Consider the following 25,525-nt stretch of genomic DNA (forward strand, 5'->3'; position numbering starts at 1 on the left):
GGTCTTCCCGCGCGCGTCGCACTGACGCGCCGCAGCGCGATCGGGGCCGATCCCAATCCCCGTCTGCACTCGCTCGATGTCAAGCGGGAAGGGCGCAATTTCTGTCGAATTTTCCATTTTGAGATCGTTCGATCGTCCACTATACTTGGTGCCAGTTGAAGGGTTTCTCACTAGATATAGTGTTAAGAGAGCGGGCACCACCAGGGCGATCCGCTCCAGCCGGCAGCGAATGCCGGAGGAATTCTCAGCGCGGCGTCCGTCCAGGCACGGCACGCCGCGACAGCGCAGACACAAGCGGCAAGGGGGCGCGATACGCATGACGAAAACAGACGTCGACTTCTCGGTATCGCGCGGCCCATGCCGCTTTTGCGTTCTGCTGCCCGCGCCCCGCACTGCGCGTTAATCGTTCAAATCCGCGGATCCCTCCGCACCATCCAGCACCAGGAGCTTTGCACATGCAAACGACCGACACCGGGACGTCCCAATTCGAGAGCGCCCAGAGCCGCCCTCTTGGCACGGCTTCGCAGGGCGCGCCCGCGCTCGCGCCGCAGGCGACGTTCGCCGACTACAAGGTGATCCGCCGCAACGGCAGCGTGGTGGCGTTCGAGCCCTCGAAGATCGCGATCGCCGTCACCAAGGCCTTCCTCGCGGTCAACGGCGGCCAGGGCGCCGCGTCGGCTCGGGTGCGCGAGCTCGTCGAGCAACTGACGCAGAGCGTCGTGCGCGCGCTGCTGCGCAGCCGCCCGAACGGCGGCACCTTCCATATCGAGGACATCCAGGATCAGGTCGAGCTTGCCCTGATGCGCGGCGGCGAGCACAACGTCGCGCGCGCCTACGTGCTGTACCGCGAGAAGCGTCACCTCGAGCGCGCCCATAGCGACGCGCCGGTCGAGACGCCGGCCGGCAGCTCGGGCCTGACCGTGACCGACAAGGGCGTGAGCCGCCCGCTCGACATGAAGGCGCTGCACGGCCTGGTCGCCGCCGCCTGCGAGGGCCTGGGCAGCGCCGTCAATCCCGATCCGATCGTCGCCGAGACGGTGAAGAACCTGTACGACGGCGTGCCGCTGAGCCAGGTCTACGATTCGGCCATCCTGGCCGCGCGCACCATGATCGAGAAGGACCCGGCCTACAGCCAGGTGACGGCGCGCATCCTGCTGCACACGATCCGCCGCGAGATCCTCGGCGAGGAAGTCGCGCAGGGCGAGATGCAGGCACGCTACGCGGAATACTTCCCGCAGTTCCTCAAGCGCGGCGTCGAAGCCGAGCTGCTCGACGACAAGCTGCTGCAGTTCGATCTGGTGCGCCTGGGCGAGGCGCTCGACGCGAGCCGCGACCTGCAGTTCGGCTACCTCGGCCTGCAGACGTTGTACGACCGCTACTTCCTGCACGTCGAAGGCACCCGCATCGAGATGCCCCAGGCGTTCTACATGCGCGTGGCGATGGGCCTCGCGCTCAACGAGATCGACCGCGAAGCGCGCGCGATCGAGTTTTACAATGTGCTGTCGAGCTTCGACTTCATGAGCTCGACGCCGACCCTGTTCAACTCGGGCACGCGCCGCTCGCAGCTCTCGTCGTGCTACCTGACCACGGTCGCCGACGATCTCGACGGCATTTATGAAGCGCTGAAGGAAAACGCGCTGCTCTCGAAGTTCGCGGGCGGCCTGGGCAACGACTGGACGCGCGTGCGCGCGCTGGGCTCGCACATCAAGGGCACGAACGGCAAGTCGCAGGGCGTGGTGCCGTTCCTGAAGGTGGTCAACGACACGGCGGTGGCCGTGAACCAGGGCGGCAAGCGCAAGGGCGCGGTCTGCGCGTACCTGGAATCCTGGCACCTCGACATCGAGGAATTCCTCGAGCTGCGCAAGAACACCGGCGACGACCGCCGCCGCACCCACGACATGAACACGGCGAACTGGATTCCCGACCTGTTCATGAAGCGCGTCATGGAAGGCGGCGACTGGACGCTGTTCTCGCCCTCGACCTGCCCGGACCTGCACGACAAGTTCGGCGCCGAGTTCGAGGCGGCCTACCTCGGCTACGAGGAGAAGGTGGCGCGCGGCGAGCTGAAGCTGTTCAAGAAGATCCCGGCGGCGCAGCTCTGGCGCAAGATGCTCGGCATGCTGTTCGAGACGGGCCATCCGTGGATCACGTTCAAGGATCCCTGCAATATCCGTTCCCCGCAGCAGCATGTCGGCGTGGTGCACTCGTCGAACCTCTGCACGGAAATCACGCTCAACACCAGCGACTCGGAAATCGCGGTCTGCAACCTGGGTTCGGTCAACCTGGTTGCCCACCTCGCCAAGCAGGCGGACGGCAGCTACGCGCTCGACCACGACAAGCTCAAGCGCACCGTGAGCGTGGCGATGCGCATGCTCGACAACGTCATCGACATCAACTACTACGCGGTCGCCAAGGCACGTAACTCGAACCTCAAGCACCGCCCGGTCGGCCTGGGCATCATGGGCTTCCAGGACTGCCTGCACCTGCTGCGCACGCCGTTCTCGTCGGACGCGGCGGTCGAGTTCGCCGATCGCTCGATGGAAGCGGTCTGCTACTACGCCTACTGGGCGTCGACCGAGCTGGCCGAGGAGCGCGGCCGCTACTCGAGCTACAACGGCTCGCTGTGGGATCGCGGCATCCTCCCGCAGGACACCCTGAAGCTGCTGGAAGAGGCGCGCGGCGGCTACGTCGAGGTCGACATGAGCGAATCGCTCGACTGGACCTCGCTGCGCGGCCGGATTTCGGTCCACGGCATGCGCAACTCGAACTGCATCGCGATCGCGCCGACGGCCACCATCTCGAACATCATCGGCGTCTCGCCCTGCATCGAGCCGACCTTCCAGAACCTGTTCGTGAAGTCGAACCTGTCGGGCGAGTTCACGGTGGTCAACGAGTACCTGGTGCGCGACCTGAAGGAACGCGGCCTGTGGGACGAGGTGATGGTCGCCGACCTGAAGTACTTCGACGGCATGCTCTCGCGCATCGACCGGATCCCGGCCGACCTGCGCGCGATCTACGCGACCGCCTTCGAGGTCGACCCGAAGTGGCTGGTCGAGGCGGCTTCGCGTCGCCAGAAGTGGATCGACCAGGCGCAGTCGCTCAACATCTTCATGGCGGGCGCCTCGGGCAAGAAGCTCGACGAGATCTACAAGCTCGCCTGGGTACGCGGCCTGAAGACCACCTACTACCTGCGCACGATGGCGGCCACCCACGTCGAAAAGTCGACGGTGGCGCACGGCGCGCTGAACGCGGTGCCGAGCTCCGGCGGCATGGGCGGCGGCTCGGCGGGCGGCGCGCAAGGCGCCGGCAGCTTCGGCGCAGCGGGCGGCGCGGCGCCGACGGGCGCGCTCAGCGCCGCACCGATCGAGGCCGACGGCCCGGTCTGCACCATGCGTCCGGGCGACCCGGGCTTCGAGGAATGCGAGGCCTGCCAGTAACGCGCGGCATCACGCAGTGAAGCGAAGGCGGCGCGCGATGACATCGATGGTTGAACTGCGCGCCGACCTCGACTACAAACGGATAAGGAATCCGTATCTTGCGAACCCGGCGACGGGTTCGCGAACGCCCCCAACAGGAAGATCGAGCCGGCTCGATCGCAACGTCGACGCGCATCGCGCGATCTTCCAGACACACGGCATCACTCGCGATACACACATCGCGATCGATCGCTCGCCTCGCAAAGTGTTGTATCGAGGTCGCAACGCGAATCGAAAACAGGATTTTTCGTGAGCGAACCCTTTTATCGCTCAGGAAAAGATGGTACAAACCGTTCTAAATTGATGGTGAGAATTTATGCTCAACTGGGATGACGAGAAGGCGGCCGTAACTCCCGCGAGCGGAGCGCAGCAAAACACGATGCGCTCCCCCGCCGGAATGGCCGTCGGTGTGCAGGCCGCAGCGTCTGCCGCTCATCAGGCTCCTTCGGTGCGCGACATTTTCCAGGGCGACCTCGCGGTCGCTCCGTATGCACCGGCGCAAGCGAGCGCGGCAGGCTCGCAGGAGCGAGTCAATATCGCCGACAAGCGCATCATCAACGGCAAGACCGACGTCAATCAGTTGGTGCCGTTCAAATACAAGTGGGCGTGGGAGAAGTATCTGGCGGGTTGCGCGAACCACTGGATGCCGCAGGAAATCAACATGTCCCGCGACATCGCGCTGTGGAAGGATCCGAACGGCCTCACCGAGGACGAACGCCGGATCGTCAAGCGCAACCTCGGTTTCTTCGTGACCGCCGACTCGCTGGCCGCCAACAACATCGTGCTGGGCACCTACCGCCACATCACGGCGCCCGAGTGCCGGCAGTTCCTGCTGCGCCAGGCCTTCGAGGAAGCGATCCACACCCACGCCTATCAGTACATCGTCGAATCGCTCGGCCTGGACGAAGGCGAGATGTTCAACGCGTACCACGAGATCACCTCGATCCGCGACAAGGACGAATTCCTGATCCCGTTCATCCACACGCTGACCGATCCGGCGTTCGTGACGGGTACGCCGGAAGCGGACCAGAAGTTGCTGAAGTCGCTGATCGTGTTCGCCTGCATCATGGAAGGCTTGTTCTTCTACGTCGGCTTCACGCAGATTCTCGCGCTCGGCCGCCAGAACAAGATGACGGGCGCGGCGGAACAGTATCAGTACATCCTGCGCGACGAGTCGATGCACTGCAATTTCGGCATCGACCTGATCAACCAGATCAAGCTCGAGAACCCGCATCTGTGGACGCCGGAGTTCCGTGCCGAGATCCGCGAACTGTTCAAGCACGCGGTCGAGCTCGAATACCGTTACGCCGAAGACACCATGCCGCGTGGCGTGCTCGGCCTGAATGCCTCGATGTTCAAGAGCTACCTGCGCTTCATCGCGAATCGCCGCTGCCAGCAGATCGGTCTCGACGCGCTGTTCCCGAACGAGGAAAATCCGTTCCCGTGGATGAGCGAGATGATCGATTTGAAGAAGGAGCGGAACTTCTTCGAGACGCGCGTGATCGAGTATCAGACGGGCGGCGCGCTGTCCTGGGAATGACCGGGCGCGACATCGCGAGCAAGGATGTATCCGCCGGGCGCGAGCCCGGTCCAAGGTTTAGGAGCAAGAACGCCTGATGCAAAGGATGGCCTGCGCCGGTGCGGCGCACAGACATGACAGGCACTTTGCGAACCCTTCAGTGGGATGGGCAAACTTCCCTCCGGAAAAGGCGGCAGGCCAGGGGCCTCCCGCCTTTATCAAGCGATTCGGGGCGACGGCGCGAGGCGCGCCGGCTGCCGACTTGATCTGGCGCGCGGTGCCGCAGGGCACGGCGCGCCTTACCGTATTCATTAGCGTAAGCGCGATTGCGAAGCGTACGCCGATGAATAGCCCGCTTCGTAGCGCGCGTTCTGAACACACGTCCGCGAGAAACGGGTTTTGACGAAGGGTGTAGTTTGAACTGACTCTCATCTGAACCTGAAGGAGAAAATGATGGCAACTGCCAAGAAGAAACCGGCTGCCAAGAAGGCAGCAGCGAAGAAGGCCGCACCGGTCGCGAAGAAGGCTGCACCGGCGAAGAAGGCAGCCGTGAAGAAGGTCGCGGCGAAGAAGGTCGCAGTGAAGAAGGTTGCTGCGAAGAAGGCTGCACCGGCCAAGAAGGCTGCTGCGAAGAAGGTTGCAGCGAAGAAGGTCGCGGTGAAGAAGGTTGCCGCGAAGAAGGCAGCACCGGCCAAGAAGGCAGCGGTGAAGAAGGTCGCCGCCAAGAAGGCGCCGGCAGCCAAGAAGGCCGCAGCGAAGAAGGTTGCGGTCAAGAAGGTTGCCGCCAAGAAGGCAGCACCGGCGAAGAAGGCAGCGGTGAAGAAGGTTGCCGCGAAGAAGGCCGCGCCGGCGAAGAAGGCTGCTGCCAAGAAGGCTGCGCCGGCGAAGAAGGCCGCGCCCGCCAAGAAGGCTGCCCCTGCCAAGAAGGCTGCAGCGAAGAAGGCTGCCGCTGCTCCGGCGACGACGACCGCAACGGCATCGGTGGCTCCGGCTTCGGGCGCGAAGACCGCGCTGAACCCGGCAGCGGCCTGGCCGTTCCCGACCGGCAGCCGTCCGTAATCGACCTTCGCGTCGATACGACACAAGCCGTAGTCAATGCAGTATCGGGTCGATGCCTCGGCCCGCTCGAATCCCGTTACCGGTTCCCGGTGGCGGGATTTTTTTATGCGTGTCGCTCGGTGCGGCCTTCGCGGCTCATCCCGCTGCGGGATTCGCGCGCGCAAAAAAAACGCATACGCGAAACGAATCGCGTATGCGCTGGATATCGCGGCTGTCGCCGCGCGCTGAGGTCTCCTCGCTCAGTGCGTGACGCGAGTCACGCCGCCGCTCGACAGCAGACGGACGCGATCGCCTGCACGGAACACTTCCGGCGTGGCGGCCTGCGTGATCGAGCGCAGATCGCCGTTATCGAGGCGCACGGTGATTTCCACACCGTTGGCCGAACTCATGCCCTGGCCGATCGCATTGCCCGCGACCGCGCCGGCGAGGCCGCCGGCGATCGCGGTGAGAATCGAGCCCTTACCGCCGCCGATCGCACTGCCGGCCACGGCACCGAGCGCGCCGCCACCGAGCGTGCCGAGCGTCGAACCGGCGCCAGTATCGCTCTCGATACGCACCGCGCGCACGCTCTCGATGGTGCCGAGGCGTACCGTCTGTTCGCGCTGCGCCTGGCTGGCGCTATAGACATCGGCGGAACCCGGCGGCGTGAAACAGCCTGCGAGCGATACCGAGGCGGTGATCATCGCGGCGAGCGTGAGGGTTTTCCTGGTCAGCATGTGTGGTTTTCTCCAACAAATCTCATTCGATACTGTAGCCGAACGCGGTCTTGAAGCGGGACAGGATTTCCGCGCGGCCCAGCGTGTACGTCTGCGGGCCCGAGTGAGCGATCTTGATCGATCCCATCAGGCTCGCGAGGCGGCCGGTGGTCGCCCAGTCCAGTCCCTTCTCGATCCCGTACAGCAGGCCGCCGCGGAAGGCATCGCCGCAACCGGTCGGATCGACGATCTTCTCGGCCTGCACGACCGGGATCTGCTCGGTGCCGTCGCGGTGACGAATCGTGGCGCCATGTTCGCCGCGCGTGATGATCAGGGCCTGGACCCGGCTCGCGATCTCGTCTTCGGACCAGCCCGTCTTGTCGCTTACCAGTTTGGCTTCGTAATCGTTGACAGCCAGATAGGTCGCAAGTTCAATGCTGCGCCGCAGCGTGTCGCGGTCGAACAGCGGCAAGCCCTGGCCCGGATCGAACACGAAGGGCACGCCAGCCTTGGCGAGCTCCTCGACGTGCTGGACCATGCCCTGGAAGCCGTCCGGGCCGACGATCGCGAGCTTGATGCCTTGCGCCTCGCCGGCGTGGTTCAGGTGCGACTGCATCATCGCGCCCGGGTGGAAGGCGGCGATCTGGTTGTTGTCCAGGTCGGTGGTGATCATCGCCTGGGCCGAATGCGTGTCGGGCACCACGCGCACGAACTGGCGCGACAGGCCGAGCGAGTCGAAGCGGTCGAGATAGAGCTGTGCGTCGATCGCGCCGACCGTGCCCATCACGCGGGCCTCGCCGCCCAGCGCGTGCAGGGCGTAGCCGATGTTGCCGGCGCAGCCGCCGAACTCGCGGCGCATGGTCGGCACCAGGAAGCTCAGGTTGATGAGGTGAACCTGATCGGGCAGGATGTGCTCCCGGAACCGCCCTTCGAAGGTCATGATGTTGTCGTAGGCGATCGAACCGCAAATCAGCGTAGCCAAGGTCGTTCCTGTTCAGTGGTTGGGACTGCTGCAGATGAGAGTGACGCGCGCCGTGCCGAGGCAGGGCGCGCGTACGGCCGGATCCGGTGGCAGAACTTACTTCAGCGCGGCAAGCGCGGCGTCGTAGTTCGGCTCGTTCTTGATCTCTTCGACGAGTTCCGTGTAGACGACCTTGTCGTTCGCGTCGATGACCACCACCGCGCGCGCGGTCAGGCCGTTCAGCGGGCCGCTGGTGACGTCGACGCCATAGGCATTGGCGAAGTCGCGGCCGCTGCGGAAGGTCGAGGCGGTCGACACGTTGGCCAGGCCCTCGGTGGTGCAGAAGCGCTTGGCCGCGAACGGCAGGTCGCCCGAAACCACCACCACCGCCGTGTCGGCGAGCTTGCTGGCGGCTTCGTTGAACTTGCGCGTCGAGGTCGCGCAGGTCGGCGTGTCTAGGCTCGGCACGATGTTCAGCACCTTGCGCTTGCCGGCGAAGCTCGCCAGCGTCAGCTCGCCGAGATCCTGGCCGACCAGCTTGAAGTCGGGGGCTTGCGAGCCGACGGCCGGAAAGCTGCCGGCCAGCTCGATCGGGTTGCCGCCCAGGGTGACTTTGCTCATATTCGTACTCCGAAGAGGGGGCGTCGCGAGGACGCCGAGGTTGAGGCCGGCGCGCCTCTCGCGGCGCGCCGTGCGCTTACGGGTAGAAAATCTGTACGCGGAAATTCGAGGCGGCGATGCCGGGCGCGCCGTCGGCCGCGCCCGGCGCCGTGTCGATGCGCACGAACAGCGTCTCGGTGGCGCCGGCAGCCAGGCCCGCGCCGAGCGGCGTGCCGGGGCGCACGTAGTCGGCGGGCGGCAGCACGCGGCGCGCGGCGACCTGGTTCGAGGCATCGAGCAGGGTCAGTTCGATCGACGGCCAGGCCAGCGCGATGCTCGCGTGATTCGACAGCGGCACCTTCAGTTCCAGCACGCGCGGGCCGTCGAGCTGGCGCAGGTCGGAGGCGCCCAGGCGCAGCCCGTCGATCGCGCGCGGCGGCTCGAGGGTGCAGCCGAGCGTGGCGCAGGCCTGCGCGAACAGCGGTTGCGCGGCCGGCCAGCGCGCCAGCAAGGGCTCGCGCAGCCACCAGGCCAACTGGCCCAGGAACAGGACCAGCAGCAGGCCGGCGAGGAAACCGCCCAGCACCTGCCGGCCGAAGCTGCCGCGCGCGGCGGCGGGCGATTCGCGCGTCATCGCGAAATGGACTCGGCCGTCCGCTTCCGGTTCGGCGGCGAAGGGTTCGGCCTCGGGCGGCGTGGCGCTGCGCGGTGCGAGGTGGACCCGGACATCATCGGCTTGCGGTTCGGCCATGTCGGTATCGACGGGCGAGGGCGCCGCGCCCAGCGAGGGCTCGGCCGCGTCGCGCGGCAGGGCGGCGACCAGCGCGGCGATATCGGCGGCGCTGGCCGTGTGCGCGGGAGCGAGCGTCGCGCTCGCGGCGGCGTTCGCATCGGCATGGCCGGCGGGATCGTCGATCGAGGCCGCGGCGGGGCCGGCTGCCGCCGGCGCGCCGCGCATCAGGCCCGCCTCGCTGGCCGGCACCTCGCCCGCGGGCACGGCCGCGATCGGCACCAGCGGCGTGGCGTCGGTATTGCCGCTGTTGTGGCGTAGCCTGGGATCGATGCCGCCGTCGAGCCAGGGCGCCCACATGTCCCAGGCGCCCGGCGTGAAATTGCCGTCGGCGGCTTGCGCGGGCGTGGCTTGCGGCGCGGTGGCCGAGAACACGCGCGGCGGTTGCGGCGGCGTGCCCGCGGCGGCGGGCGTGGTTTCGACGATGGCCGGGGCCAGCTCGGGATCGGGGTCGACCAGCGAGTGCGCGGCGTCGAACACCTGCTGGCAGTGTCCGCAACGCGCGAGCCCGCCATGCAGCGTCAGGTGCTCCGGCTGAATCCGGAAGACGGTTTCACAGTGGGGGCAGCGCGTCGCGAGTGGCATGGTCAGCCGGGCAGCGGGGCCGGAGTGATGGACAGCGCCTATTCTAATGGCTTTCCCGCCGGGTTCCGGCGAGGCATACCCAACCTTCGTGCTCGCGCCAGACCGAGATGTCGACATAGCGCGCATAGACGGCGGCGACTTCCTCCGCCTGCCGCGCCAGCACCCCCGACAGGGCGATGCGGCCGCCCGGCCTGACCTTGGAGGCGAGCATCGAAGCCATCAGCTTGAGCGGGTTCGACAGGATGTTGGCGACCACGATGTCGAATTCGCCGGCCGGACAATCGTCGGGCAGGCCATAGCTGACCTCGGCGCGATTGCGTTCGCTGTTGTGGCGCGCCGACTCGACCGCCTGCGGGTCGATGTCGATGCCGATCACCTGGCCCGCGCCGCACTTCTTGGCGAGGATCGCCAGGATCCCGGAGCCGCAGCCGTAGTCGAGCACCGACTGGCCGGCCTCGACGGTCTGCTCGAGCCATTCCATGCAGAGCCGCGTGGTCGGGTGGCTGCCGGTGCCGAAGGCCAGGCCCGGATCGAGTTCGAGCACCAGCGCATCGGGATCGGGCGCGTCGTGCCAGGAGGGCACCACCCAGATCCGCTCGCCGATCGGGATCGGGTCGAATTGCGATTGGGTGACGCGCACCCAATCCTGTTCTTCCACCTCGCGCACCGCATGCGCGGGCGCGGCGTCGAGCCCGATCTCGTTGGCGGCGGCCGCCAGCAGCACCGCCGGGTCATGCGCCTCGGCGATCAGCGCGATCACGCGCGAATGCTGCCAGGCGGTGCGCTCGGGCGTGAGGCCGGGTTCGCCGAACAGCGGCTGCTCGTCGGGCGTGTCGGCATCGGCGTCCTCCACCGATACCGACAGCGCGCCGAGCTCGATCAGCGCATCGGAGAGCGCTTCGGCATGCTCGCGCGCGAGCTCGACGACGAGTTCCCGGTAACTCATGCTCAGGCCTCTTCCGGCGCGACCTGCTGCTTCGCGGCGAGCCGGCCTTCGAGATAGTGGATGCTGGTGCCGCCTTCCACGAACTTCGAGTCCAGCATCAGCTCGCGGTGCAGCGGGATGTTGGTCTGGATGCCCTCGACCACCATTTCCGACAGCGCGATGCGCATGCGCTGGATCGCCTGTTCGCGCGTTGCGCCGTAGGCGATCAGCTTGCCGATCATCGAGTCGTAGTTGGGCGGCACGAAATAGCCGTTGTAGGCATGCGAATCGACGCGGATGCCGGGGCCGCCCGGCGTGTGCCAGGAGGTGATGCGACCCGGCGAGGGCGTGAACTTGAACGGATCCTCGGCGTTGATCCGGCACTCGATCGCGTGGCCGCGGAACTGGATGTCGCGCTGGCGCAGCGTGAGCTTCTCGCCGGCGGCGATCTTGATCTGTTCCTGCACGATGTCGACGCCCGTGATCAGCTCGGTGACCGGGTGTTCCACCTGCACGCGCGTGTTCATCTCGATGAAGTAGAACTCGTTGTTCTCGTAGAGGAACTCGAAGGTGCCGGCGCCGAGGTAGCCCATCTTCTTGCAGGCGTCGGCGCAGCGGTCGCCGATCCGGTCGATCAGGCGGCGCGCGATGCCGGGCGCCGGCGCTTCCTCGATCACCTTCTGGTGGCGGCGCTGCATCGAGCAGTCGCGTTCGCCGAGCCAGAGCGCGTTCTTGTGCGCGTCGGCCAGCACCTGGATCTCGATGTGGCGCGGGTTCTCGAGGTACTTCTCCATGTAGACCTGCGGGTTGCCGAAGGCCCGGCCGGCTTCCTCGCGGGTCATGTTGACCGCGTTGACCAGCGCCGCTTCCGTGTGCACCACCCGCATGCCGCGCCCGCCGCCGCCGCCCGCCGCCTTGATGATGACGGGATAGCCGACCGCGCGCGCGATCTTGACGATTTCCTTGGGATCTTCCGGCAGCGCGCCTTCCGAACCCGGCACGCAGGGCACGCCGGTGCGGATCATGGCCTGCTTGGCGGACACCTTGTCGCCCATCATGCGGATCGTGTCCGGACGCGGGCCGATGAAGGTGAAGCCCGACTGCTCGACGCGTTCGGCGAAGTCGGCGTTCTCCGACAGGAAGCCGTAGCCGGGGTGGATCGCTTGCGCGTCGGTCACCTCGGCCGCGCTGATCAGCGCCGGCATGTTCAGGTAGCTGAGGTTCGACGGGGCCGGGCCGATACAGACCGCCTCGTCGGCCAGCTTCACGTACTTGGCTTCCTTATCGGCTTCCGAGTACACGACGACCGTCTTGACGCCGAGTTCGCGGCACGCGCGCTGGATGCGCAAGGCGATCTCGCCGCGATTGGCAATGAGGATTTTTTCAAACATAGCGGGTATTCGTCTTTCCGGTGACGCGCTCTGGCGCGGGGCGGCGCACTCGGCCTTAGCCGATCACGTACAGCGGCTGGCCGTATTCGACCGCCTGGCCGTTCTCGACGAGGATTTCCTTGACGACGCCCGCCTTGTCCGACTCGATCTCGTTGAGCAGCTTCATCGCTTCGATGATGCAGATGGTCTGGCCTTCCTTGACCGTGTCGCCGACCTGCACGAACGGATCGGCGCCCGGCGAGGGCGCGCGGTAGAAGGTGCCGACCATCGGCGAGGTGACCACGTGGCCCTGCGGCGCGGCCGGGGCGGGCGCCGCCGCGGCTGCCGGAGCGGCGCCTTCGAGCGGGGCCGCGGCTGCCGGCGCGGGGGCGCCCACCTGCGGAGCGTAGCCGCTGGCAGGCTGCACGTAGACCGGCGGCGCGTTCTTGACGATACGCACCTTGCCTTCGCCTTCCGTGACTTCCAGCTCGGAGATGCCGGATTCGGAGACGAGGTCGATCAGGGTTTTCAGCTTGCGAAGGTCCATCGGGAGTTCCCCTTGTCTAGTCGTGAAGCGCCGGACTGGCCGGCGGCAATTCGGATTCTTGAAACAGATCAGCCGCGCGGCGCGCCCTGCAGCTTGTCGAGCGCGTGCTCGAGCGCATACAGGTAGCCCTTCCAGCCGAGGCCGCAGATCACGCCCTCGGCCTGGTCGGAGAAGTACGAGTGATGCCGGAACGGTTCGCGACGATGCACGTTCGACAGGTGCACCTCGACGAACGGGATGCCGACGCCGGCCAGCGCGTCGCGGATCGCGACGCTGGTATGCGTATACGCGGCCGGGTTGATCACGATGAAATCGGTCTGCTCGTCGCGGGCGGCCTGGATGCGATCGACCAGGGCGCCCTCGTGGTTGCTCTGGAACGAGGCGAGCTCGGCACCTGCCCGGCTCGCGCGCTCGGCCAGCGCCCGATCGATCTCGGCCAGCGTCACGCGCCCATAGACCTCCGGTTCTCGGGTACCGAGAAGATTGAGGTTGGGGCCGTGCAGTACCAGCAAACGTGTCATGGTCGCTTCAATTTCTGCGGAATTGGGCGCACTTTATCGCCGATTCGAGAAATTTGTCCAGTTTTGCCGCGTGCACGACGCGCGGCGCGCGGGAGGTTTTGCTCGGCGTTGCGCGAAGATCGCGATATTTGCCGTCAACCTGCCGCGAACCGGAAGCCAACCGCCGGCAACGCGAGTCACGGAAAGCCTGGACACTCAGAGCGTATCGAGGGTCTTTTTCAGCTCGCCGACCTGGATTTGACCTAATTTTGTCACGCGTACCCGGCCGTTCGCATCAATTACGACGGTAAATGGCAGGGCGCCGGCGGTATTGCCGAAATTGCGTGCCAGATCCGCGCCGGCATAACCGCTGACCACCACCGGGTAGTCGACCTTGACCTTCTGCAGAAAGGCCTGGACGTTCTTGTCCGAATCCACGGCCACGCCGACGAAGCGAATTCCGCGGCTCTTGTATTCGTGCGAGAGCTGGACCAGCTCCGGCATTTCCTGCACGCAGGGGCCGCACCAGGAAGCCCAGAAGTTGACCACGACCTTCTGGCCCTTGAAACTGGCGAGCGACTGCGGCTTGCCTTCGGTGTCGGTGACCGAGGCGGCCCAGAGCGCCGCGACCGGGTCGGCGGCCTTGGCGGTGGCGGCCTGGGCGCTGCTCTCGAACACGTCGCCGCGTACCCAGTGGCCGGCGGCCAGGCCGCCGGCAATCGCGACCGCGGCCACCACGGCCACGGGGAGGAGTCGTTTACTGTTCATCTTCGCTTCGAATCGAGGTTGAAGGACTGGCGGGGTTGGCCGGCGCGGCCATCAGGGCGCGCAGCGCCGCCGCATCGGCGCGGGCCAGCCGGCCGCGCGCGTCGGCCCTGAGCGCGCCGCGCAGGTCGTCGCTGTCGTAGAGCGCGACATGGATGCCGATCGCATCGCTGTCGCGGCGCTCGCGCCAGAGGAAACTGAGCGTCTCGACGTCGCCGCGGCCCGCGAAATGGCGCGTCTCGGACACGTCGTACTGGATGTTCTGGTTCAGCAGGTAGATCGCGACCTCCTTCTGGCTGTCCGAGAAGGTCTGCAGATGGATGTCCGAATGCGCGTTGGCGGTGCCGTTGAGCACCGCGCCGGCCAGGTAGGGCGAGAACGGCGCGAGCCGCTCCATCCAGTCGAGCGCGATGCGCCGCAGCCGCTCCAGCTCGGCCGGCTGCGTGTCGCCCTGGAACAGCGCCAGGTATTCGTGCAGTTCCGCCTCGATCAGGTCGTTATCGGGCAGCCATTCGCCGGCAATCCGGCTTTCGCCGAGCAGATGGCGGGCGGCCTTGCGCTTGGCCGAGGCATAGTCGAGCCCGTCCTCGGCGATGAGGCGGGCGGCGGCCAGCGCGATTTCCTCGCGCACGCGCCGCGGGTCGAGCAGGGGTTTTCGAGGCATGATCCGGCAATCATACTCGATCGGCGCGGCCCGCCCGGGCCGCCGCGCGAGCGCCCGGGCGCGACCGGACGGCTCAGTTACAATGACAGCCTTTCTTCCGGCGCCGGTCGCCATGGTGCTTGCGTGCGCGTCGGCGCAGGCCGGCGCGGCGGCGGCCCGCCGCTTTCGAATCGCGACTTCGCAGGCGCCCGCGCGGCGCGACAGTTCTCTATGCACATCCATATTCTTGGCATCTGCGGCACGTTCATGGGCGGTCTCGCCGTGCTTGCCCGCGAGGCCGGCCATACCGTGACCGGATGCGACGCGGGCGTCTATCCGCCGATGAGCACCCAGCTCGAGGCACAGGGTATACAGCTGATCGAAGGCTACGGCGCCGAGCAGATCGATCTGGCCCCGGACCTGTTCGTGATCGGCAACGTGGTCTCGCGCGGCAATGCGCTGATGGAGGCGATCCTCGATCGCGGCCTGCCTTACGTATCCGGGCCGCAATGGCTGGGCGAGCACGTGCTGGCCGGCAAGTGGGTGCTGGCGGTGGCCGGCACGCACGGCAAGACCACCACCAGCTCGATGCTGGCCTGGTTGCTCGAGGACGCGGGCCTGAACCCTGGTTTCCTGATCGGCGGCGTGCCGCTGAACTTCGGCGTGTCGGCGCGGCTGACCGATTCAAGCTTCTTCGTGATCGAGGCCGACGAATACGACACGGCCTTCTTCGACAAGCGCTCGAAGTTCGTCCATTACCGGCCGCGCACGGCCGTGCTCAACAACCTCGAATACGATCACGCCGACATCTTCCCCGATCTGGCGGCGATCGAAACCCAATTCCACCACCTGGTGCGCACCGTGCCCGGCATCGGCCGGATCGTCAGCAACGGCCGCGAGACCGCGCTCGAACGCGTGCTCGCGCGCGGCTGCTGGAGCGAGGTCGAGCGCTTCGGCGTGGAGGGCGGCTGGCAGGCGCTGCCGGCCGAGGACGGGGTGCCGGTCGACGAGCGCTTCGCCGTCTACTGGCGCGGCGAGCGCATGGGCGAGGTCGAGTGGACCGTGCAGGGCGAGCACAACCGGCAGAACGCGCTGGCCGCGATCGCCGCGGCGCGCTCGGTGGGCGTGCCGCCCGCGCAGGCGGCGCGGTCCTTCTCGGCGTTTCGCAACGTCAAGCGCCGCATGGAGATTCGCGGCAGCGTCGACGGCGTGACCGTCTACGACGATTTCGCCCATCACCCGACCGCGATCGAGACCACCATAGCCGGCCTGCGCGCGCGGGTCGGCCGCGAGCACACGCGGATCCTGGCCGTGCTGGAGCCGCGCTCGAACACCATGAAGCTCGGCACCATGAAGGCGCAGCTACCGGGCAGCCTGGCCGATGCCGACCTGGTATTCGGCTACGGCGCCGCCGCCGGGCGCGACGCGCTGGGCTGGAGCCTGGCCGACGCGCTGCTGCCGCTCGGTGCGCGCGCCCAGGCCTTCGACGACCTCAACGCGCTGGTCAAGGCCATCACGGCCGCCGCGCGTCCCGGCGACCAGATCCTGGTGATGAGCAACGGCGGCTTCGGCGGCGTCCACCAGAAGCTGCTCGACGCGCTCGGCGCCCGCCAGGGGAGCGGCGCGTGATCCTGTACCTGCACGGCTTCCGCTCCTCGCCGCAGTCGTTCAAGTCGCGCCTGCTGGCGGCCCGCCTGGCCGAGCTCGGCCGCGCCGCGCAATGGCGCTGCCCGAGCCTGTCGGTGTCGCCGCTCGAGGCGATCGAGCTGGCCGAGGCTGAGGTGGCCGGCGTCGCGGCACAGCAGGTGACGGTGATCGGCAGCTCGCTGGGCGGCTACTACGCCACCTGGCTGGCCGAGAAGCACGGCTGGCGCGCGGTGCTGCTCAATCCGGCCACCCGGCCGCAGCGCGACCTGGCGCGCTACCTGGGCGAGCAGCCGCTGTGGCACGGCGGCGGCAGCATCGTGGTGGAGCCGCGCCATCTCGGCGAGCTCGACGCGCTGCGCGTGAACGCAATCACGCGCCCGGAACGCTACTATCTGATCGCCGCGACGGGCGACGAGGTGCTGGACTATCGCGAGATGCTCGCGCACTACCCGGGCGCCCGGACCCGCGTGATCGACGGCAGCGACCACGGCATCAGCGAATTTGCCGACTATGCCGACGAGGTGCTCGCCTTCTGCGACGCCGAGCGGTTGCGCTGAACCCGGCCGGGGTGCCCCGGCGGACGAACGAATTCAATCCCAAGCTGGACGAGGCGCTGCGTGGCGGTGCCGGACAGTCTCAACGAGAGTCAGACGAGTGAACGTTTTTTTCGAGGAATCGGGCAGTTTCAAGGCAGGCAGCGTGCTGTCGCGCCAGGGCGACGCGTTTCAGGTCGAGTTGCCGGGTGGACGGCGCGCCAAGGTGCGCGCCAAGGATGTGCTGATCGAATTCGACAAGCCCGCCGCCGGCGAGCTGATGCAGCAGGCCGACGCGGCCGCGCAGGAGATCGACCTGGATTTCCTGTGGGAATGCGCGCCGGATGAGGAATTCGCCTACGGCGTGCTGGCCGACGAGTACTTCGGCAGCAGCTACGGCCCGGTCGAGCGCGCGGCGCTGGTGCTGCGCATGCACGGCTCGCCGGTCTACTTCCGCCGCAAGGGGCGCGGCCAGTACCAGCGCGCACCCGAGGAGCAACTGAAGATGGCGCTCGCCTCGCTGGAGCGCAAGCGCCAGCAGGCGCTGGTGCAGGTCGGCTACGAGGACGAGCTGAAGGCCGGCCGGCTGCCGGCCGCGTTCGAGGGCAAGGCGCTGGCCCTGCTCACGCGCCCGGACAAGAACTCCATCGAGTACAAGGCGCTCGACGCGGCGGCGATCGCGCTGGGCGTCTCGCAGGCGCGGCTGATGCTCGACTGCGGCGGCATCGCCTCGCCGCGCGCGCTGCACGAGGCGCGTTTCCTGGCCGAGCATTTCCCGCACGGCACCGGTTTCCCGCCCGTCACGGTGGGCCCGCTGCCCGAGGACCTGCCGCGCGCCAAGGTCGACGCCTTCTCGATCGACGACGTGACCACCACCGAGATCGACGATGCCTTCTCGGTCGAGCATCTGCCCGAGAACCGCGTGCGGATCGGCGTGCACATCGCGGCGCCGGCGCTGGGCATCACGCGCGGCGACGAGGTCGACGCGATCGCGCGCGCCCGGCTGTCGACCGTCTACATGCCCGGCGACAAGATCACCATGCTGCCCGACGACGTGGTCGAGGTGTTCACGCTCAAGGAGGGCGACTTCCGCCCCGCGCTGTCGCTCTACATCATCGTCGATCGCGAAACCCAGGACATCGTCGCCAACGAGACGCGCGCCGAATACGTGTTCGTGAAGAGCAACCTGCGCCACAACACGCTCGACGAGCTGGTCACCGAGGACACGCTGGCGGCCGGCAGCGGCGACTACCCGCACAAGGACGACATCGCCGTGCTCTGGCCGCTGGCCCAGGCGCTGTTCGAGAAGCGCCAGGTGGCGCGCGCCGGCTACGGCCTCAAGCGCGAGGTGCAGCGCAATACCGACTACAACTTCTACGTCGAGGGCGAGCACATCTCGATCACGCCGCGCCGGCGCGGCTCGCCGCTCGATTTGATCGTCTCGGAGCTGGCGATCCTCTCGAACTCGACCTGGGGCGCCTTCCTGCACGACCACACGGTGCCGGGCATCTACCGCTCGCAGCGCGCGCTCGGCGTGCCGACCGGCCCCAAGCGCACCCGCATGCAGACTTCGGCCGCGCCGCACGAGGGGCTGGGCGTGGCGCAGTACGCCTGGAGCACCTCGCCGCTGCGCCGCTACGTCGACCTGGTCAACCAGTGGCAACTGCTGGCCTGCGTGCAGCACGGCGTGACCGCCAAGCTGGCCGCGCCCTTCAAGCCCAAGGACGCGGATCTCTACGCGGTGGTGCAGGGCTTCGACGACACCTACACGGCCTATGCCGATCACCAGCGCCGCATGGAGTATTTCTGGTGCCTGCGCTGGCTGCGCCAGGAGAATCGCCGCCAGGTGGTCGCCGCGGTGGTCAAGGGCGACCTGGTGCGGCTCGAGGAAGTGCCGTTGCTGCTGCATGTGCCGGGGCTCGGCGTGCATGCGCGCGGCACGCGCGTGCTGCTCGACGTGATGTCGATCGACGAGCTGACCATCGAGGCCTCGGTGCGGCTGCTCAACGTGCTGGACGCGCCGACCGTGTCGAGCGGCGAGACCGCCGACGAGGACGAGGGCGCTGACGAGGGCGCTGACGAGGCGGCCGGCGACGACACCATCGTCGACGCGCCCGACGCCTCGGCCGAGAGCGAGGCGGAAGCGCTCGCCGAGGCCGACGGCGAGGCAGCCGCCCCGGCCCCGGGAGACGGCGAGGAGAACCCGAAATGAGCGAGCCGCGCAATCCGGCCGAGGCCGTCGCGCGCGAGCGCTACGTGGTGTTCGGCAATCCCGTGGCGCACAGCAAGTCACCGTTCATCCACGCGCGCTTTGCCGAGCAGACCGGCCAGGCGATCGACTACACGCCCCGGCTCGCGCCGCTCGACGGCTTCGCGGCCGCGGTGCGCGAGTTCATCGCCGCGGGCGGGCGCGGCGCGAACGTCACCGTGCCCTTCAAGCTGGAGGCGCATGCGCTGGCCGACACGCTTTCGCCGCGCGCGGCCGCCGCCGGTGCCGTCAACACGCTGCGCTTCGAGGCCGACGGCCGGATCCACGGCGACAACACCGACGGCGTCGGCCTGGTGCGCGACATCGAGCAGAACCTCGGCGTGTCGCTGGCCGGCGCGCGCATCCTGCTGCTCGGCGCGGGCGGCGCGGCGCGCGGCGTGGTGCTGCCGATGCTCGATCGCGGCCCGCTCGCGATCAGCATCGTCAACCGCACCGCCAGCAAGGCCGAGGAGCTGGTCGGCCAGTTCACGCAGGCCGCGCACGATGCCGGCTGCGCGCTGGCCGGCGGCGGCGCGGCGCTGGTCGAGCGGCATCCCTACGACGTGATCGTCAACGCCACCGCCGGCAGTCTCGACGCGGCGCTGCCCGAATGCGACCCGGCCGCGTTCGGCGCCGGCACGCTGGCCTACGACATGATGTACGGTGCCCAGCCGACGGTGTTCATGCGCCATGCCGAGTCGCTCGGCGCGCGCGCCGCCGACGGGCTCGGCATGCTGGTCGAGCAGGCGGCCGAATCCTTCCATCTGTGGCGCGGCGTGCGGCCCGACGGCGCGCCCGTGCTGGCGGCCCTGCGCGATGCGCTGGCCGCCGCGGCCTGAGCGGAGCGCCGGCAGCTTCGCCGGCCCTCGCGCATGGTGATCCCGCTCGGCGCCGGCAAGGCCCGCCCCGGCCGCGAGGCGCGGCGGCGCGGCCTGGCGCGCTGGGCCGTTTATGTGGCGGCGGTGCTGGCCGGCGCCTGGCTGGTCACCCAGCTCTATTACTTCACGCAGATCGCGCTCTGGAGCGTGATCGATCCGGGCTCGACCGCCTTCATGCGGGCCGACGCCTGGCGCCTCAAGGGCGAGACGCCGCCCGTGGCGATCCAGCACCAGTGGGTGCCCTACGCGCAGATCTCGCGCAATCTCAAGCGCGCCGTGATCGCCTCCGAGGATGCCGATTTCGCCAGCAACAACGGCTATGAGGTCGACGCGATCCTGCAGGCCTGGGAGAAGAACCGCGCGCGCGGACGCATCGTCGCCGGTGGTTCGACCATCTCGCAGCAGCTCGCGCGCAATCTGTTCCTGTCGAGCCAGAAGAGCTACCTGCGCAAGGGGCAGGAACTGATCATCACCTGGATGCTCGAGACCCTGCTCGACAAGGAGCGGATCTTCGAGATCTACCTGAACTCGGTCGAATTCGGTCGCGGCGTGTATGGCGCCGAGGCCGCCGCGCGCTACTACTACCGGGTGCCCGCCAGCCAGCTAACGGCCTGGCAGGCCGCGCGGCTCGCGGTGATGCTGCCCAACCCGAAGTTCTTCGACGCGCATCGCAATTCCCCGTATCTCGCTCAACGCACGCGCGTGATCGCGCGGCGCATGGGCGCCGCCGAGCTGCCCGCCTCGCAATGAGATGACGAGAGGAACGGCGCCGGCCGTTCGTCCTCTCGCGTATCACCGGCCTTCCTTCCCGACATCGCGTGCCGCGGCCTCGCCCCGCCCTTGCCGCGTTCGATCCGCATCGTCGCGCATCTTCGAGAAACCGGTTCCGCCCTCGCGCCGTCTTCTGCGAATATCTCAATATTTGGGCGATGCATTCAAATATTGGAGATGCCAGGGGCGGCCTCTACAATCGGCAACCAATCGATATGCACCGGCGCGAGATCCGAACCAGGGATCCGCAGCCGCGGCAACCAGGAGACAAGCGATGAAGCCGATTCAACAGTTCGCCGTTCCGCGTGCCTTGGTCCGTTCCCGGGCCGTCTAGGCCTGCCGCTTCGTGATCGCCCGTTCCAGCGACCCGAGCCATCCATGAACAAGACACCGATTTCCCTCGCGCCGAACGCCGGCGCCTCCGCCTCGAACGGCGCCTCGCACGACGCGCGCGCCTCCGGCGCCGCGCTCGACGCCTTGTCCGACAGCATCGGCGCGACCGGTTCGCCGCTCGACCTGGCGGCCCAGCAGGCCGGCACGCAGACATTGCTGCGCGGCCTGGCGATCCTCGAGGCGATCGCCGGCGGCGCGCGCGACATGCGGGCGATCGGCGCGGCGCTCGGCACCACCCGCAGCACCACCCACCGGCTGGTGAGCAGCCTGGTGCAGGCGCGCTACCTGCGCCAGGTGCAGGGCGGCTACCTGCTGGGCCCGAAGCTGATCGAGCTGGGCACCATCGCGCTGGAGCAGATGCCGCTGACGGCGGTGGCGCGCCCGCATCTCGAGGCGCTGGCCGACGCCACGCTCGACACCATTCACCTCGGCATGCGCGACGGCGACGACGTGCTCTACATCGACAAGATCCCCGGCACGCGCGGCCTGGAGATGCGCTCGCGGATCGGCCACCGGATGCCGCTGGCCTCGACCGGGATCGGCAAGGCGATGATGCTGGACCTGCCGCCGGACACCTGGGCCTCGCTGTTCGAGGCCTCGCGCCGTTCGCTGGCCGGCGTCAGCTTCAAGCCCGACCGCCGCCCCGACGCGACCACCTTCCTGCAGCGCATGGCGCATTACGCGGCCGGCGGCTACACCTTCGACCTGGAAGAGAACGAGGCCTCGATCCGCTGCGTGGCCGCGCCGGTGCGCGACGCCTCGGGCGCGATCGTGGCGGCCGTCTCGGTGGCCAGCACGATTCCCTACATGCCGCTCGACCGCATGGACGAGCTGATTCCGATCGTGCAGCGCGAGGCGCGCGCGATCTCGGCGGAGCTCGGCTGGAGCGCGCCGCAAACGACCCGCAGGATCAAGCGATGACGATGGACCGACCGAACCCCGCCCCGCCGGCGCTGATCGCGATCGACTGGGGCACCACCTCGATGCGGGCCTTCCTGTTCGCGGCCGACGGCAGCGTGCTGGAGGCCGGCGCCCATGCGGCCGGCGTGATGAGCCTGCCGCGCGCGGGCGGCGCGGCGGCCTTCGACGCCGCCTTCGAGACCGCCTGCGGCGCCTGGCTGGACCGCTGGCCCGAACTGCCGGTGCTGGCCGCGGGCATGGTCGGCAGCGCGCAGGGCTGGCGCGAGGCGCCCTACGTCAACACGCCGGTGGATGCCGACGCGCTGGCGGCTGGCCTGATCCGCGTCGAGTCGGCGCGCGGCGTGCCGGTGGCGATCGTGCCCGGCGTGCTGGAGGCGGGCACGCTGCCCGACGTGATGCGCGGCGAGGAAACCCAGATCGTCGGCGCGCTGGCCGACGATCCGGCGCTGGCCAGCGGCGCGGCCGGCGCGCTGATCGGCCTGCCCGGCACGCATGCGAAATGGGCCTGGGTCCGCGCCGGGCGCATCGAGCGCTTCCGCACCTACATGACGGGCGAGCTGTTCGCCGTGCTGCGCGACCACACCATCCTGGGCCGCACCATGCGCGCCGGCGAGCATGCCGACGCCGAAGCCTTCCGGCGCGGCGTGGCGGTGGCCCGCGAGGGCCGCGAGGCGGGCCTGCTGGCCACCATCTTCAGCACCCGCACGCTGGGCCTGACCGGGCAACTCGCGCCCGAGTCGCAGGGCGACTACCTGTCGGGGCTCCTGATCGGCCATGAACTGAACGCGCTGGCAGCCATGCTGGCCGGCGTCGGCACCACGCTGGCCGCCCAGCCGCCGCGCCTGATCGGCGACGCCACGCTGTGCGCGCGCTACCTGAGCGCGCTGCGCGAATTCGGCTGCGACGGCGCGCGCCTGGTCGAGCGCGCCACCGAGCGCGGGCTCTGGCGCATCGCCACGCAGGCCGGCCTGATCGGCGCGGCAGCCTGCACGCCGGGCTGAGCCCGGCCCACCGAATCGAGGAGATCGACACGATGTCATCCGAACTGACGCTGCCCGCCCCCTATGTCCCGCACGAGGCCCTGGCGCGCGCCTTCGCGGCCTGCCCGCTGATCGCGATCCTGCGCGGCCTGCGGCCCGAGGAAGCGGTCGAGCACGGCACCGCCCTGGTCGAGGCCGGCTTCCGGCTGCTGGAGGTGCCGCTCAATTCGCCCGATCCGTTCGCCAGCATCGCCGCGCTGCGCGCCGCGCTGCCGGCCGAGGTGCTGGTCGGCGCGGGCACCGTGCTGCGTCCCGAGTATGTCGACGAAGTGTCGCGTGCCGGCGGCGAGCTGATCGTGATGCCGCATGCCGATGCCGAGGTGATTCACCGTGCCAAGGCACTGGGCATGGCCGCCGCGCCCGGCGTGGCCACCCCGAGCGAGGCCTTCGCCGCGCTGCGCGCCGGCGCCGACGTGCTGAAGATGTTCCCCGCCGAGCAACTCGGCCCGGTGGCCGTGAAGGCCTGGCGCGCGGTGATCGACAAGCGTGTGCCGCTGGTGCCGGTGGGGGGCGTCACGCCCGACAACATGGGCCCTTACCTGTCGGCGGGCGCCAACGGCTTCGGCCTGGGTTCGGCGCTCTACAAGCCGGGCCAGGACGCGGCCACCACCGCGCGGCATGCGCAGGCCTATGTGAAGGGCCTGGCGATCGCGCGCGGCGGGGCCGGGAAGTGAATCGGCTGGCCGGCAAGACGGCGCTGGTGACAGGCGCCGGCCGCGGCATCGGCGCGGCGATCGCGCTGGCCTTCGCGCGCGAGGGCGCGGCGGTGCTGATCGCCGAACTCGACGAGCGCGCGGGCCACGAGGCGGCCGCCGCGATCGCCGCCGAGGTGGACGGCGCGCGCGTGCTCGCGCATCGCACCGACGTGACCGAGCCGGCCTCGGTGGCCGAGGCCGTGGCGCTGGCCGAGCGCGAGTTCGGCGCGCTCGACGTGCTGGTCAACAACGCCGGCGTGAACGTGTTCTGCGATCCGCTGACGATGCGCGACGAGGACTGGCGGCGCTGCTTCGCGGTCGACCTGGACGGCGTCTGGAACGGCTGCCGCGCGGCGCTGCCGGGCATGGTCGAGCGCGGTCGCGGCAGCATCGTCAACGTGGCCTCGACGCATGCCTTCCAGATCATCCCGGGCTGCTTCCCGTATCCGGTCGCCAAGCACGGCGTGCTGGGCCTGACGCGCGCGCTCGGCATCGAATACGCGCCGCGCAACCTGCGCGTCAACGCGATCGCGCCCGGCTACGTGGAGACCCAGCTCACGCACGACTGGTGGAATTCGCAGGCGGATCCGGCCGCGGCGCGCGAGGCGACCCTCGCGCTGCAGCCGATGAAGCGCATCGGCCGGCCTGACGAAGTGGCGATGACGGCGGTGTTCCTCGCCTCCGACGAGGCGCCCTTCATCAACGCCACTTGCATCACGATCGACGGCGGGCGTACCGCGCTCTACCACGATTGAGGCCGGCGCCCGCCAGGCGGGCCGGCGGCAGGCAGCATTCGCAGCAAGGCAGCACCCGCAGTATCTCGGAAAGACCGCAGCACGCGACGGCCGCGCGCGTGCCGCGGCACAGAACCAGGCGGCCGGACCTTGAATGGCATCACAGGAGACGACACAGATGAAACGCAGAACCTTTGTCACGCTCGCGGCGGCAGCGGCCGTGCTGGCAGGCGCCCCGTTCGCCCAGGCGGCGGACCCGGTGAAGATCGGCTTCCTCGTCAAGCAGCCCGAGGAACCGTGGTTCCAGGACGAGTGGAAGTTCGCCGAAATGGCCGCCAAGGCCAAGGGCTTCACGCTGGTGAAGATCGGCGCGCCCTCGGGCGAGAAGGTGATGAGCGCGATCGACAACCTCTCGGCGCAGCAGGCGCAGGGCTTCATCATCTGCACGCCCGACGTCAAGCTCGGGCCGGGCATCGTCGCCAAGGCCAAGTCGCACAACCTGAAGATGATGACGGTCGACGACCGCCTGGTGGACGGCAGCGGCAAGCCGATCGAGTCGGTGCCGCACATGGGCATCTCGGCCTACAACATCGGCAAGCAGGTCGGCGACGGCCTGGCCGCCGAGATCAAGAAGCGCGGCTGGAACATGGCCGAGGTCGGCGCGATCGACATCACCTACGAGCAACTGCCGACCGCGCACGACCGCACCAGCGGCGCGACCGACGCGCTGGTGGCGGCCGGTTTCCCGAAGGCCAACGTGATCGCGGCGCCGCAGGCCAAGACCGATACCGAGAACGCCTTCAACGCGGCCAACATCGCGCTGACCAAGAACCCGCAGTTCAAGCACTGGGTGGCCTACGGCCTCAACGACGAGGCGGTGCTGGGCGCCGTGCGCGCCGCCGAGGGCCGCGGCTTCAAGGCCGACAACATGATCGGCATCGGCATCGGCGGTTCGGACTCGGCGCTCAGCGAGTTCAAGAAGCCGCAGCCGACCGGCTTCTACGGCACCGTGATCATCAGCCCGAAGCGCCACGGCGAGGAAACCTCGGACCTGATGTACGCGTGGATCACGCAGGGCAAGATGCCGCCGCTCTTGACGCTGACCACCGGCATGCTGGCCACGCGCGCGAACGTCGGCATGGTGCGCACCGAGATGGGCCTGGCCTCGAAGTAAGCGCGATTCACGCGTGATTCAAGCGTGATTCGGCGCAGTGGCTTGAAGTGAAAGCG

General features: G+C 68.5%; 24 protein-coding genes and 1 pseudogene. 15 read left to right on the top strand and 10 right to left on the bottom strand.

The window, feature by feature from the left end; translation table 11 throughout:
- Nucleotides 1–455: 455 nt before the first annotated feature.
- The 5 genes and pseudogenes from BM43_RS26330 to BM43_RS39440 all read left to right on the top strand — a co-directional run bounded on the left by BM43_RS26330 (nt 456) and on the right by BM43_RS39440 (nt 6,054).
- Nucleotides 456–3,437 carry a ribonucleoside-diphosphate reductase subunit alpha gene (locus tag BM43_RS26330; RefSeq protein ID WP_036048329.1) on the top strand — a complete coding sequence of 994 codons (2,982 nt, stop codon included), beginning with the start codon at nt 456–458 and terminating at the stop codon, nt 3,435–3,437.
- A 37-nt stretch (nt 3,438–3,474) separates the two neighbouring features.
- Nucleotides 3,475–3,729 carry a hypothetical protein gene (locus tag BM43_RS40815; protein ID WP_144417696.1) on the top strand — a complete coding sequence of 85 codons (255 nt, stop codon included), beginning with the start codon at nt 3,475–3,477 and terminating at the stop codon, nt 3,727–3,729.
- A gap of 63 nt (nt 3,730–3,792) precedes the next feature.
- Nucleotides 3,793–5,016 (top strand): ribonucleotide-diphosphate reductase subunit beta, encoded by a 1,224-nt coding sequence (locus BM43_RS26335; RefSeq protein ID WP_036038894.1) that lies wholly within the window; start codon nt 3,793–3,795, stop codon nt 5,014–5,016.
- A gap of 76 nt (nt 5,017–5,092) precedes the next feature.
- Nucleotides 5,093–5,420: pseudogene (locus BM43_RS42355) on the top strand (hypothetical protein).
- Between the two features lie 28 nt (nt 5,421–5,448).
- Nucleotides 5,449–6,054: a histone H1-like DNA-binding protein gene (locus tag BM43_RS39440; protein WP_013696586.1), complete on the top strand. Its 606-nt coding sequence runs from the start codon at nt 5,449–5,451 to the stop codon at nt 6,052–6,054.
- Nucleotides 6,055–6,293: 239 nt separating this feature from the next.
- Here the strand turns inward: BM43_RS39440 and BM43_RS26345 are convergent, their stop codons facing one another.
- From BM43_RS26345 to BM43_RS26390, 10 genes are all read right to left on the bottom strand, one after another.
- A complete protein-coding gene (locus tag BM43_RS26345) occupies nt 6,294–6,770 on the bottom strand; it encodes an outer membrane lipoprotein (protein ID WP_013696587.1) in 477 nt (158 codons plus the stop codon).
- 22 nt (nt 6,771–6,792) lie between these two features.
- The gene (locus BM43_RS26350) at nt 6,793–7,731 is read right to left on the bottom strand and encodes a carbohydrate kinase family protein (RefSeq protein WP_013696588.1); all 939 of its coding nucleotides are present in this window, start codon (nt 7,729–7,731) and stop codon (nt 6,793–6,795) included.
- A gap of 96 nt (nt 7,732–7,827) precedes the next feature.
- On the bottom strand, nt 7,828–8,331 hold the full coding sequence (gene tpx, locus BM43_RS26355; RefSeq protein WP_036048326.1) for a thiol peroxidase: 504 nt from the start codon (nt 8,329–8,331) through the stop codon (nt 7,828–7,830).
- A gap of 76 nt (nt 8,332–8,407) precedes the next feature.
- Nucleotides 8,408–9,685: a zinc-ribbon and DUF3426 domain-containing protein gene (locus BM43_RS26360; protein ID WP_036048323.1), complete on the bottom strand. Its 1,278-nt coding sequence runs from the start codon at nt 9,683–9,685 to the stop codon at nt 8,408–8,410.
- Between the two features lie 43 nt (nt 9,686–9,728).
- Complete coding sequence (gene prmA / locus BM43_RS26365) at nt 9,729–10,631, bottom strand: 50S ribosomal protein L11 methyltransferase (protein WP_036048320.1); 903 nt, start codon at nt 10,629–10,631, stop codon at nt 9,729–9,731.
- A 2-nt stretch (nt 10,632–10,633) separates the two neighbouring features.
- Nucleotides 10,634–12,001: an acetyl-CoA carboxylase biotin carboxylase subunit gene (gene accC, locus BM43_RS26370; RefSeq protein WP_013696592.1), complete on the bottom strand. Its 1,368-nt coding sequence runs from the start codon at nt 11,999–12,001 to the stop codon at nt 10,634–10,636.
- 55 nt (nt 12,002–12,056) lie between these two features.
- Entirely contained in the window at nt 12,057–12,527 is a 471-nt protein-coding gene (gene accB / locus BM43_RS26375; protein ID WP_013696593.1) for an acetyl-CoA carboxylase biotin carboxyl carrier protein, read from the bottom strand.
- A gap of 68 nt (nt 12,528–12,595) precedes the next feature.
- Nucleotides 12,596–13,048, bottom strand: a complete 453-nt coding sequence (gene aroQ, locus BM43_RS26380) for a type II 3-dehydroquinate dehydratase (RefSeq protein ID WP_013696594.1) — start codon at nt 13,046–13,048, stop codon at nt 12,596–12,598.
- Nucleotides 13,049–13,243: 195 nt separating this feature from the next.
- Entirely contained in the window at nt 13,244–13,795 is a 552-nt protein-coding gene (locus tag BM43_RS26385) for a TlpA family protein disulfide reductase (RefSeq protein WP_036048317.1), read from the bottom strand.
- Nucleotides 13,785–14,456, bottom strand: coding sequence for a hypothetical protein (locus BM43_RS26390; RefSeq protein WP_025096823.1), 672 nt, complete (start codon nt 14,454–14,456; stop codon nt 13,785–13,787). Before BM43_RS26390 ends, BM43_RS26385 begins: the two co-directional genes overlap by 11 nt.
- Before the next feature lie 210 nt (nt 14,457–14,666).
- Between BM43_RS26390 and mpl the strand changes: the two genes are divergently transcribed.
- The 10 genes from mpl to BM43_RS26440 all read left to right on the top strand — a co-directional run bounded on the left by mpl (nt 14,667) and on the right by BM43_RS26440 (nt 25,469).
- Nucleotides 14,667–16,064: a UDP-N-acetylmuramate:L-alanyl-gamma-D-glutamyl-meso-diaminopimelate ligase gene (gene mpl, locus BM43_RS26395; RefSeq protein WP_036048316.1), complete on the top strand. Its 1,398-nt coding sequence runs from the start codon at nt 14,667–14,669 to the stop codon at nt 16,062–16,064.
- Nucleotides 16,061–16,639, top strand: a complete 579-nt coding sequence (locus BM43_RS26400; protein ID WP_036048313.1) for a YqiA/YcfP family alpha/beta fold hydrolase — start codon at nt 16,061–16,063, stop codon at nt 16,637–16,639. Before mpl ends, BM43_RS26400 begins: the two co-directional genes overlap by 4 nt.
- A gap of 97 nt (nt 16,640–16,736) precedes the next feature.
- Nucleotides 16,737–18,827 carry a ribonuclease catalytic domain-containing protein gene (locus BM43_RS26405; protein ID WP_036048312.1) on the top strand — a complete coding sequence of 697 codons (2,091 nt, stop codon included), beginning with the start codon at nt 16,737–16,739 and terminating at the stop codon, nt 18,825–18,827.
- The gene (gene aroE, locus BM43_RS26410) at nt 18,824–19,702 is read left to right on the top strand and encodes a shikimate dehydrogenase (protein WP_036048310.1); all 879 of its coding nucleotides are present in this window, start codon (nt 18,824–18,826) and stop codon (nt 19,700–19,702) included. The genes BM43_RS26405 and aroE overlap by 4 nt, the downstream gene beginning before the upstream one ends.
- Nucleotides 19,703–19,735: 33 nt before the next feature.
- A complete protein-coding gene (gene mtgA / locus BM43_RS26415) occupies nt 19,736–20,491 on the top strand; it encodes a monofunctional biosynthetic peptidoglycan transglycosylase (protein WP_036048309.1) in 756 nt (251 codons plus the stop codon).
- Between the two features lie 399 nt (nt 20,492–20,890).
- Nucleotides 20,891–21,826: an IclR family transcriptional regulator gene (locus tag BM43_RS26420; protein WP_025096817.1), complete on the top strand. Its 936-nt coding sequence runs from the start codon at nt 20,891–20,893 to the stop codon at nt 21,824–21,826.
- Complete coding sequence (locus tag BM43_RS26425; RefSeq protein WP_036048307.1) at nt 21,823–22,827, top strand: 2-dehydro-3-deoxygalactonokinase; 1,005 nt, start codon at nt 21,823–21,825, stop codon at nt 22,825–22,827. Before BM43_RS26420 ends, BM43_RS26425 begins: the two co-directional genes overlap by 4 nt.
- A gap of 32 nt (nt 22,828–22,859) precedes the next feature.
- Nucleotides 22,860–23,540 (top strand): 2-dehydro-3-deoxy-6-phosphogalactonate aldolase, encoded by a 681-nt coding sequence (locus BM43_RS26430; RefSeq protein WP_036048306.1) that lies wholly within the window; start codon nt 22,860–22,862, stop codon nt 23,538–23,540.
- Nucleotides 23,537–24,316 carry an SDR family oxidoreductase gene (locus BM43_RS26435; RefSeq protein WP_013696605.1) on the top strand — a complete coding sequence of 260 codons (780 nt, stop codon included), beginning with the start codon at nt 23,537–23,539 and terminating at the stop codon, nt 24,314–24,316. The genes BM43_RS26430 and BM43_RS26435 overlap by 4 nt, the downstream gene beginning before the upstream one ends.
- A 157-nt stretch (nt 24,317–24,473) precedes the next feature.
- Nucleotides 24,474–25,469, top strand: a complete 996-nt coding sequence (locus BM43_RS26440; RefSeq protein ID WP_013696606.1) for an arabinose ABC transporter substrate-binding protein — start codon at nt 24,474–24,476, stop codon at nt 25,467–25,469.
- Nucleotides 25,470–25,525: the final 56 nt, after the last annotated feature.

Source organism: Burkholderia gladioli (assembly GCF_000959725.1).
In the GTDB taxonomy this organism is placed as follows: Bacteria; Pseudomonadota; Gammaproteobacteria; order Burkholderiales; family Burkholderiaceae; genus Burkholderia; species Burkholderia gladioli.

Excerpts from the sequence above, each read along its gene's own strand:
- BM43_RS26330 (WP_036048329.1), top strand. The coding sequence starts at position 456 with ATGCAAACGACCGACACCGGGACGTCCCAATTCGAGAGCGCCCAGAGC.
- BM43_RS40815 (WP_144417696.1), top strand. The coding sequence starts at position 3,475 with ATGACATCGATGGTTGAACTGCGCGCCGACCTCGACTACAAACGGATA.
- BM43_RS26335 (WP_036038894.1), top strand. The coding sequence starts at position 3,793 with ATGCTCAACTGGGATGACGAGAAGGCGGCCGTAACTCCCGCGAGCGGA.
- BM43_RS39440 (WP_013696586.1), top strand. The coding sequence starts at position 5,449 with ATGGCAACTGCCAAGAAGAAACCGGCTGCCAAGAAGGCAGCAGCGAAG.
- BM43_RS26345 (WP_013696587.1), bottom strand. The coding sequence starts at position 6,770 with ATGCTGACCAGGAAAACCCTCACGCTCGCCGCGATGATCACCGCCTCG.
- tpx (WP_036048326.1), bottom strand. The coding sequence starts at position 8,331 with ATGAGCAAAGTCACCCTGGGCGGCAACCCGATCGAGCTGGCCGGCAGC.
- BM43_RS26360 (WP_036048323.1), bottom strand. The coding sequence starts at position 9,685 with ATGCCACTCGCGACGCGCTGCCCCCACTGTGAAACCGTCTTCCGGATT.
- prmA (WP_036048320.1), bottom strand. The coding sequence starts at position 10,631 with ATGAGTTACCGGGAACTCGTCGTCGAGCTCGCGCGCGAGCATGCCGAA.
- accC (WP_013696592.1), bottom strand. The coding sequence starts at position 12,001 with ATGTTTGAAAAAATCCTCATTGCCAATCGCGGCGAGATCGCCTTGCGC.
- accB (WP_013696593.1), bottom strand. The coding sequence starts at position 12,527 with ATGGACCTTCGCAAGCTGAAAACCCTGATCGACCTCGTCTCCGAATCC.
- aroQ (WP_013696594.1), bottom strand. The coding sequence starts at position 13,048 with ATGACACGTTTGCTGGTACTGCACGGCCCCAACCTCAATCTTCTCGGT.
- BM43_RS26385 (WP_036048317.1), bottom strand. The coding sequence starts at position 13,795 with ATGAACAGTAAACGACTCCTCCCCGTGGCCGTGGTGGCCGCGGTCGCG.
- BM43_RS26390 (WP_025096823.1), bottom strand. The coding sequence starts at position 14,456 with ATGCCTCGAAAACCCCTGCTCGACCCGCGGCGCGTGCGCGAGGAAATC.
- mpl (WP_036048316.1), top strand. The coding sequence starts at position 14,667 with ATGCACATCCATATTCTTGGCATCTGCGGCACGTTCATGGGCGGTCTC.
- aroE (WP_036048310.1), top strand. The coding sequence starts at position 18,824 with ATGAGCGAGCCGCGCAATCCGGCCGAGGCCGTCGCGCGCGAGCGCTAC.
- mtgA (WP_036048309.1), top strand. The coding sequence starts at position 19,736 with ATGGTGATCCCGCTCGGCGCCGGCAAGGCCCGCCCCGGCCGCGAGGCG.
- BM43_RS26420 (WP_025096817.1), top strand. The coding sequence starts at position 20,891 with ATGAACAAGACACCGATTTCCCTCGCGCCGAACGCCGGCGCCTCCGCC.
- BM43_RS26425 (WP_036048307.1), top strand. The coding sequence starts at position 21,823 with ATGACGATGGACCGACCGAACCCCGCCCCGCCGGCGCTGATCGCGATC.
- BM43_RS26430 (WP_036048306.1), top strand. The coding sequence starts at position 22,860 with ATGTCATCCGAACTGACGCTGCCCGCCCCCTATGTCCCGCACGAGGCC.
- BM43_RS26440 (WP_013696606.1), top strand. The coding sequence starts at position 24,474 with ATGAAACGCAGAACCTTTGTCACGCTCGCGGCGGCAGCGGCCGTGCTG.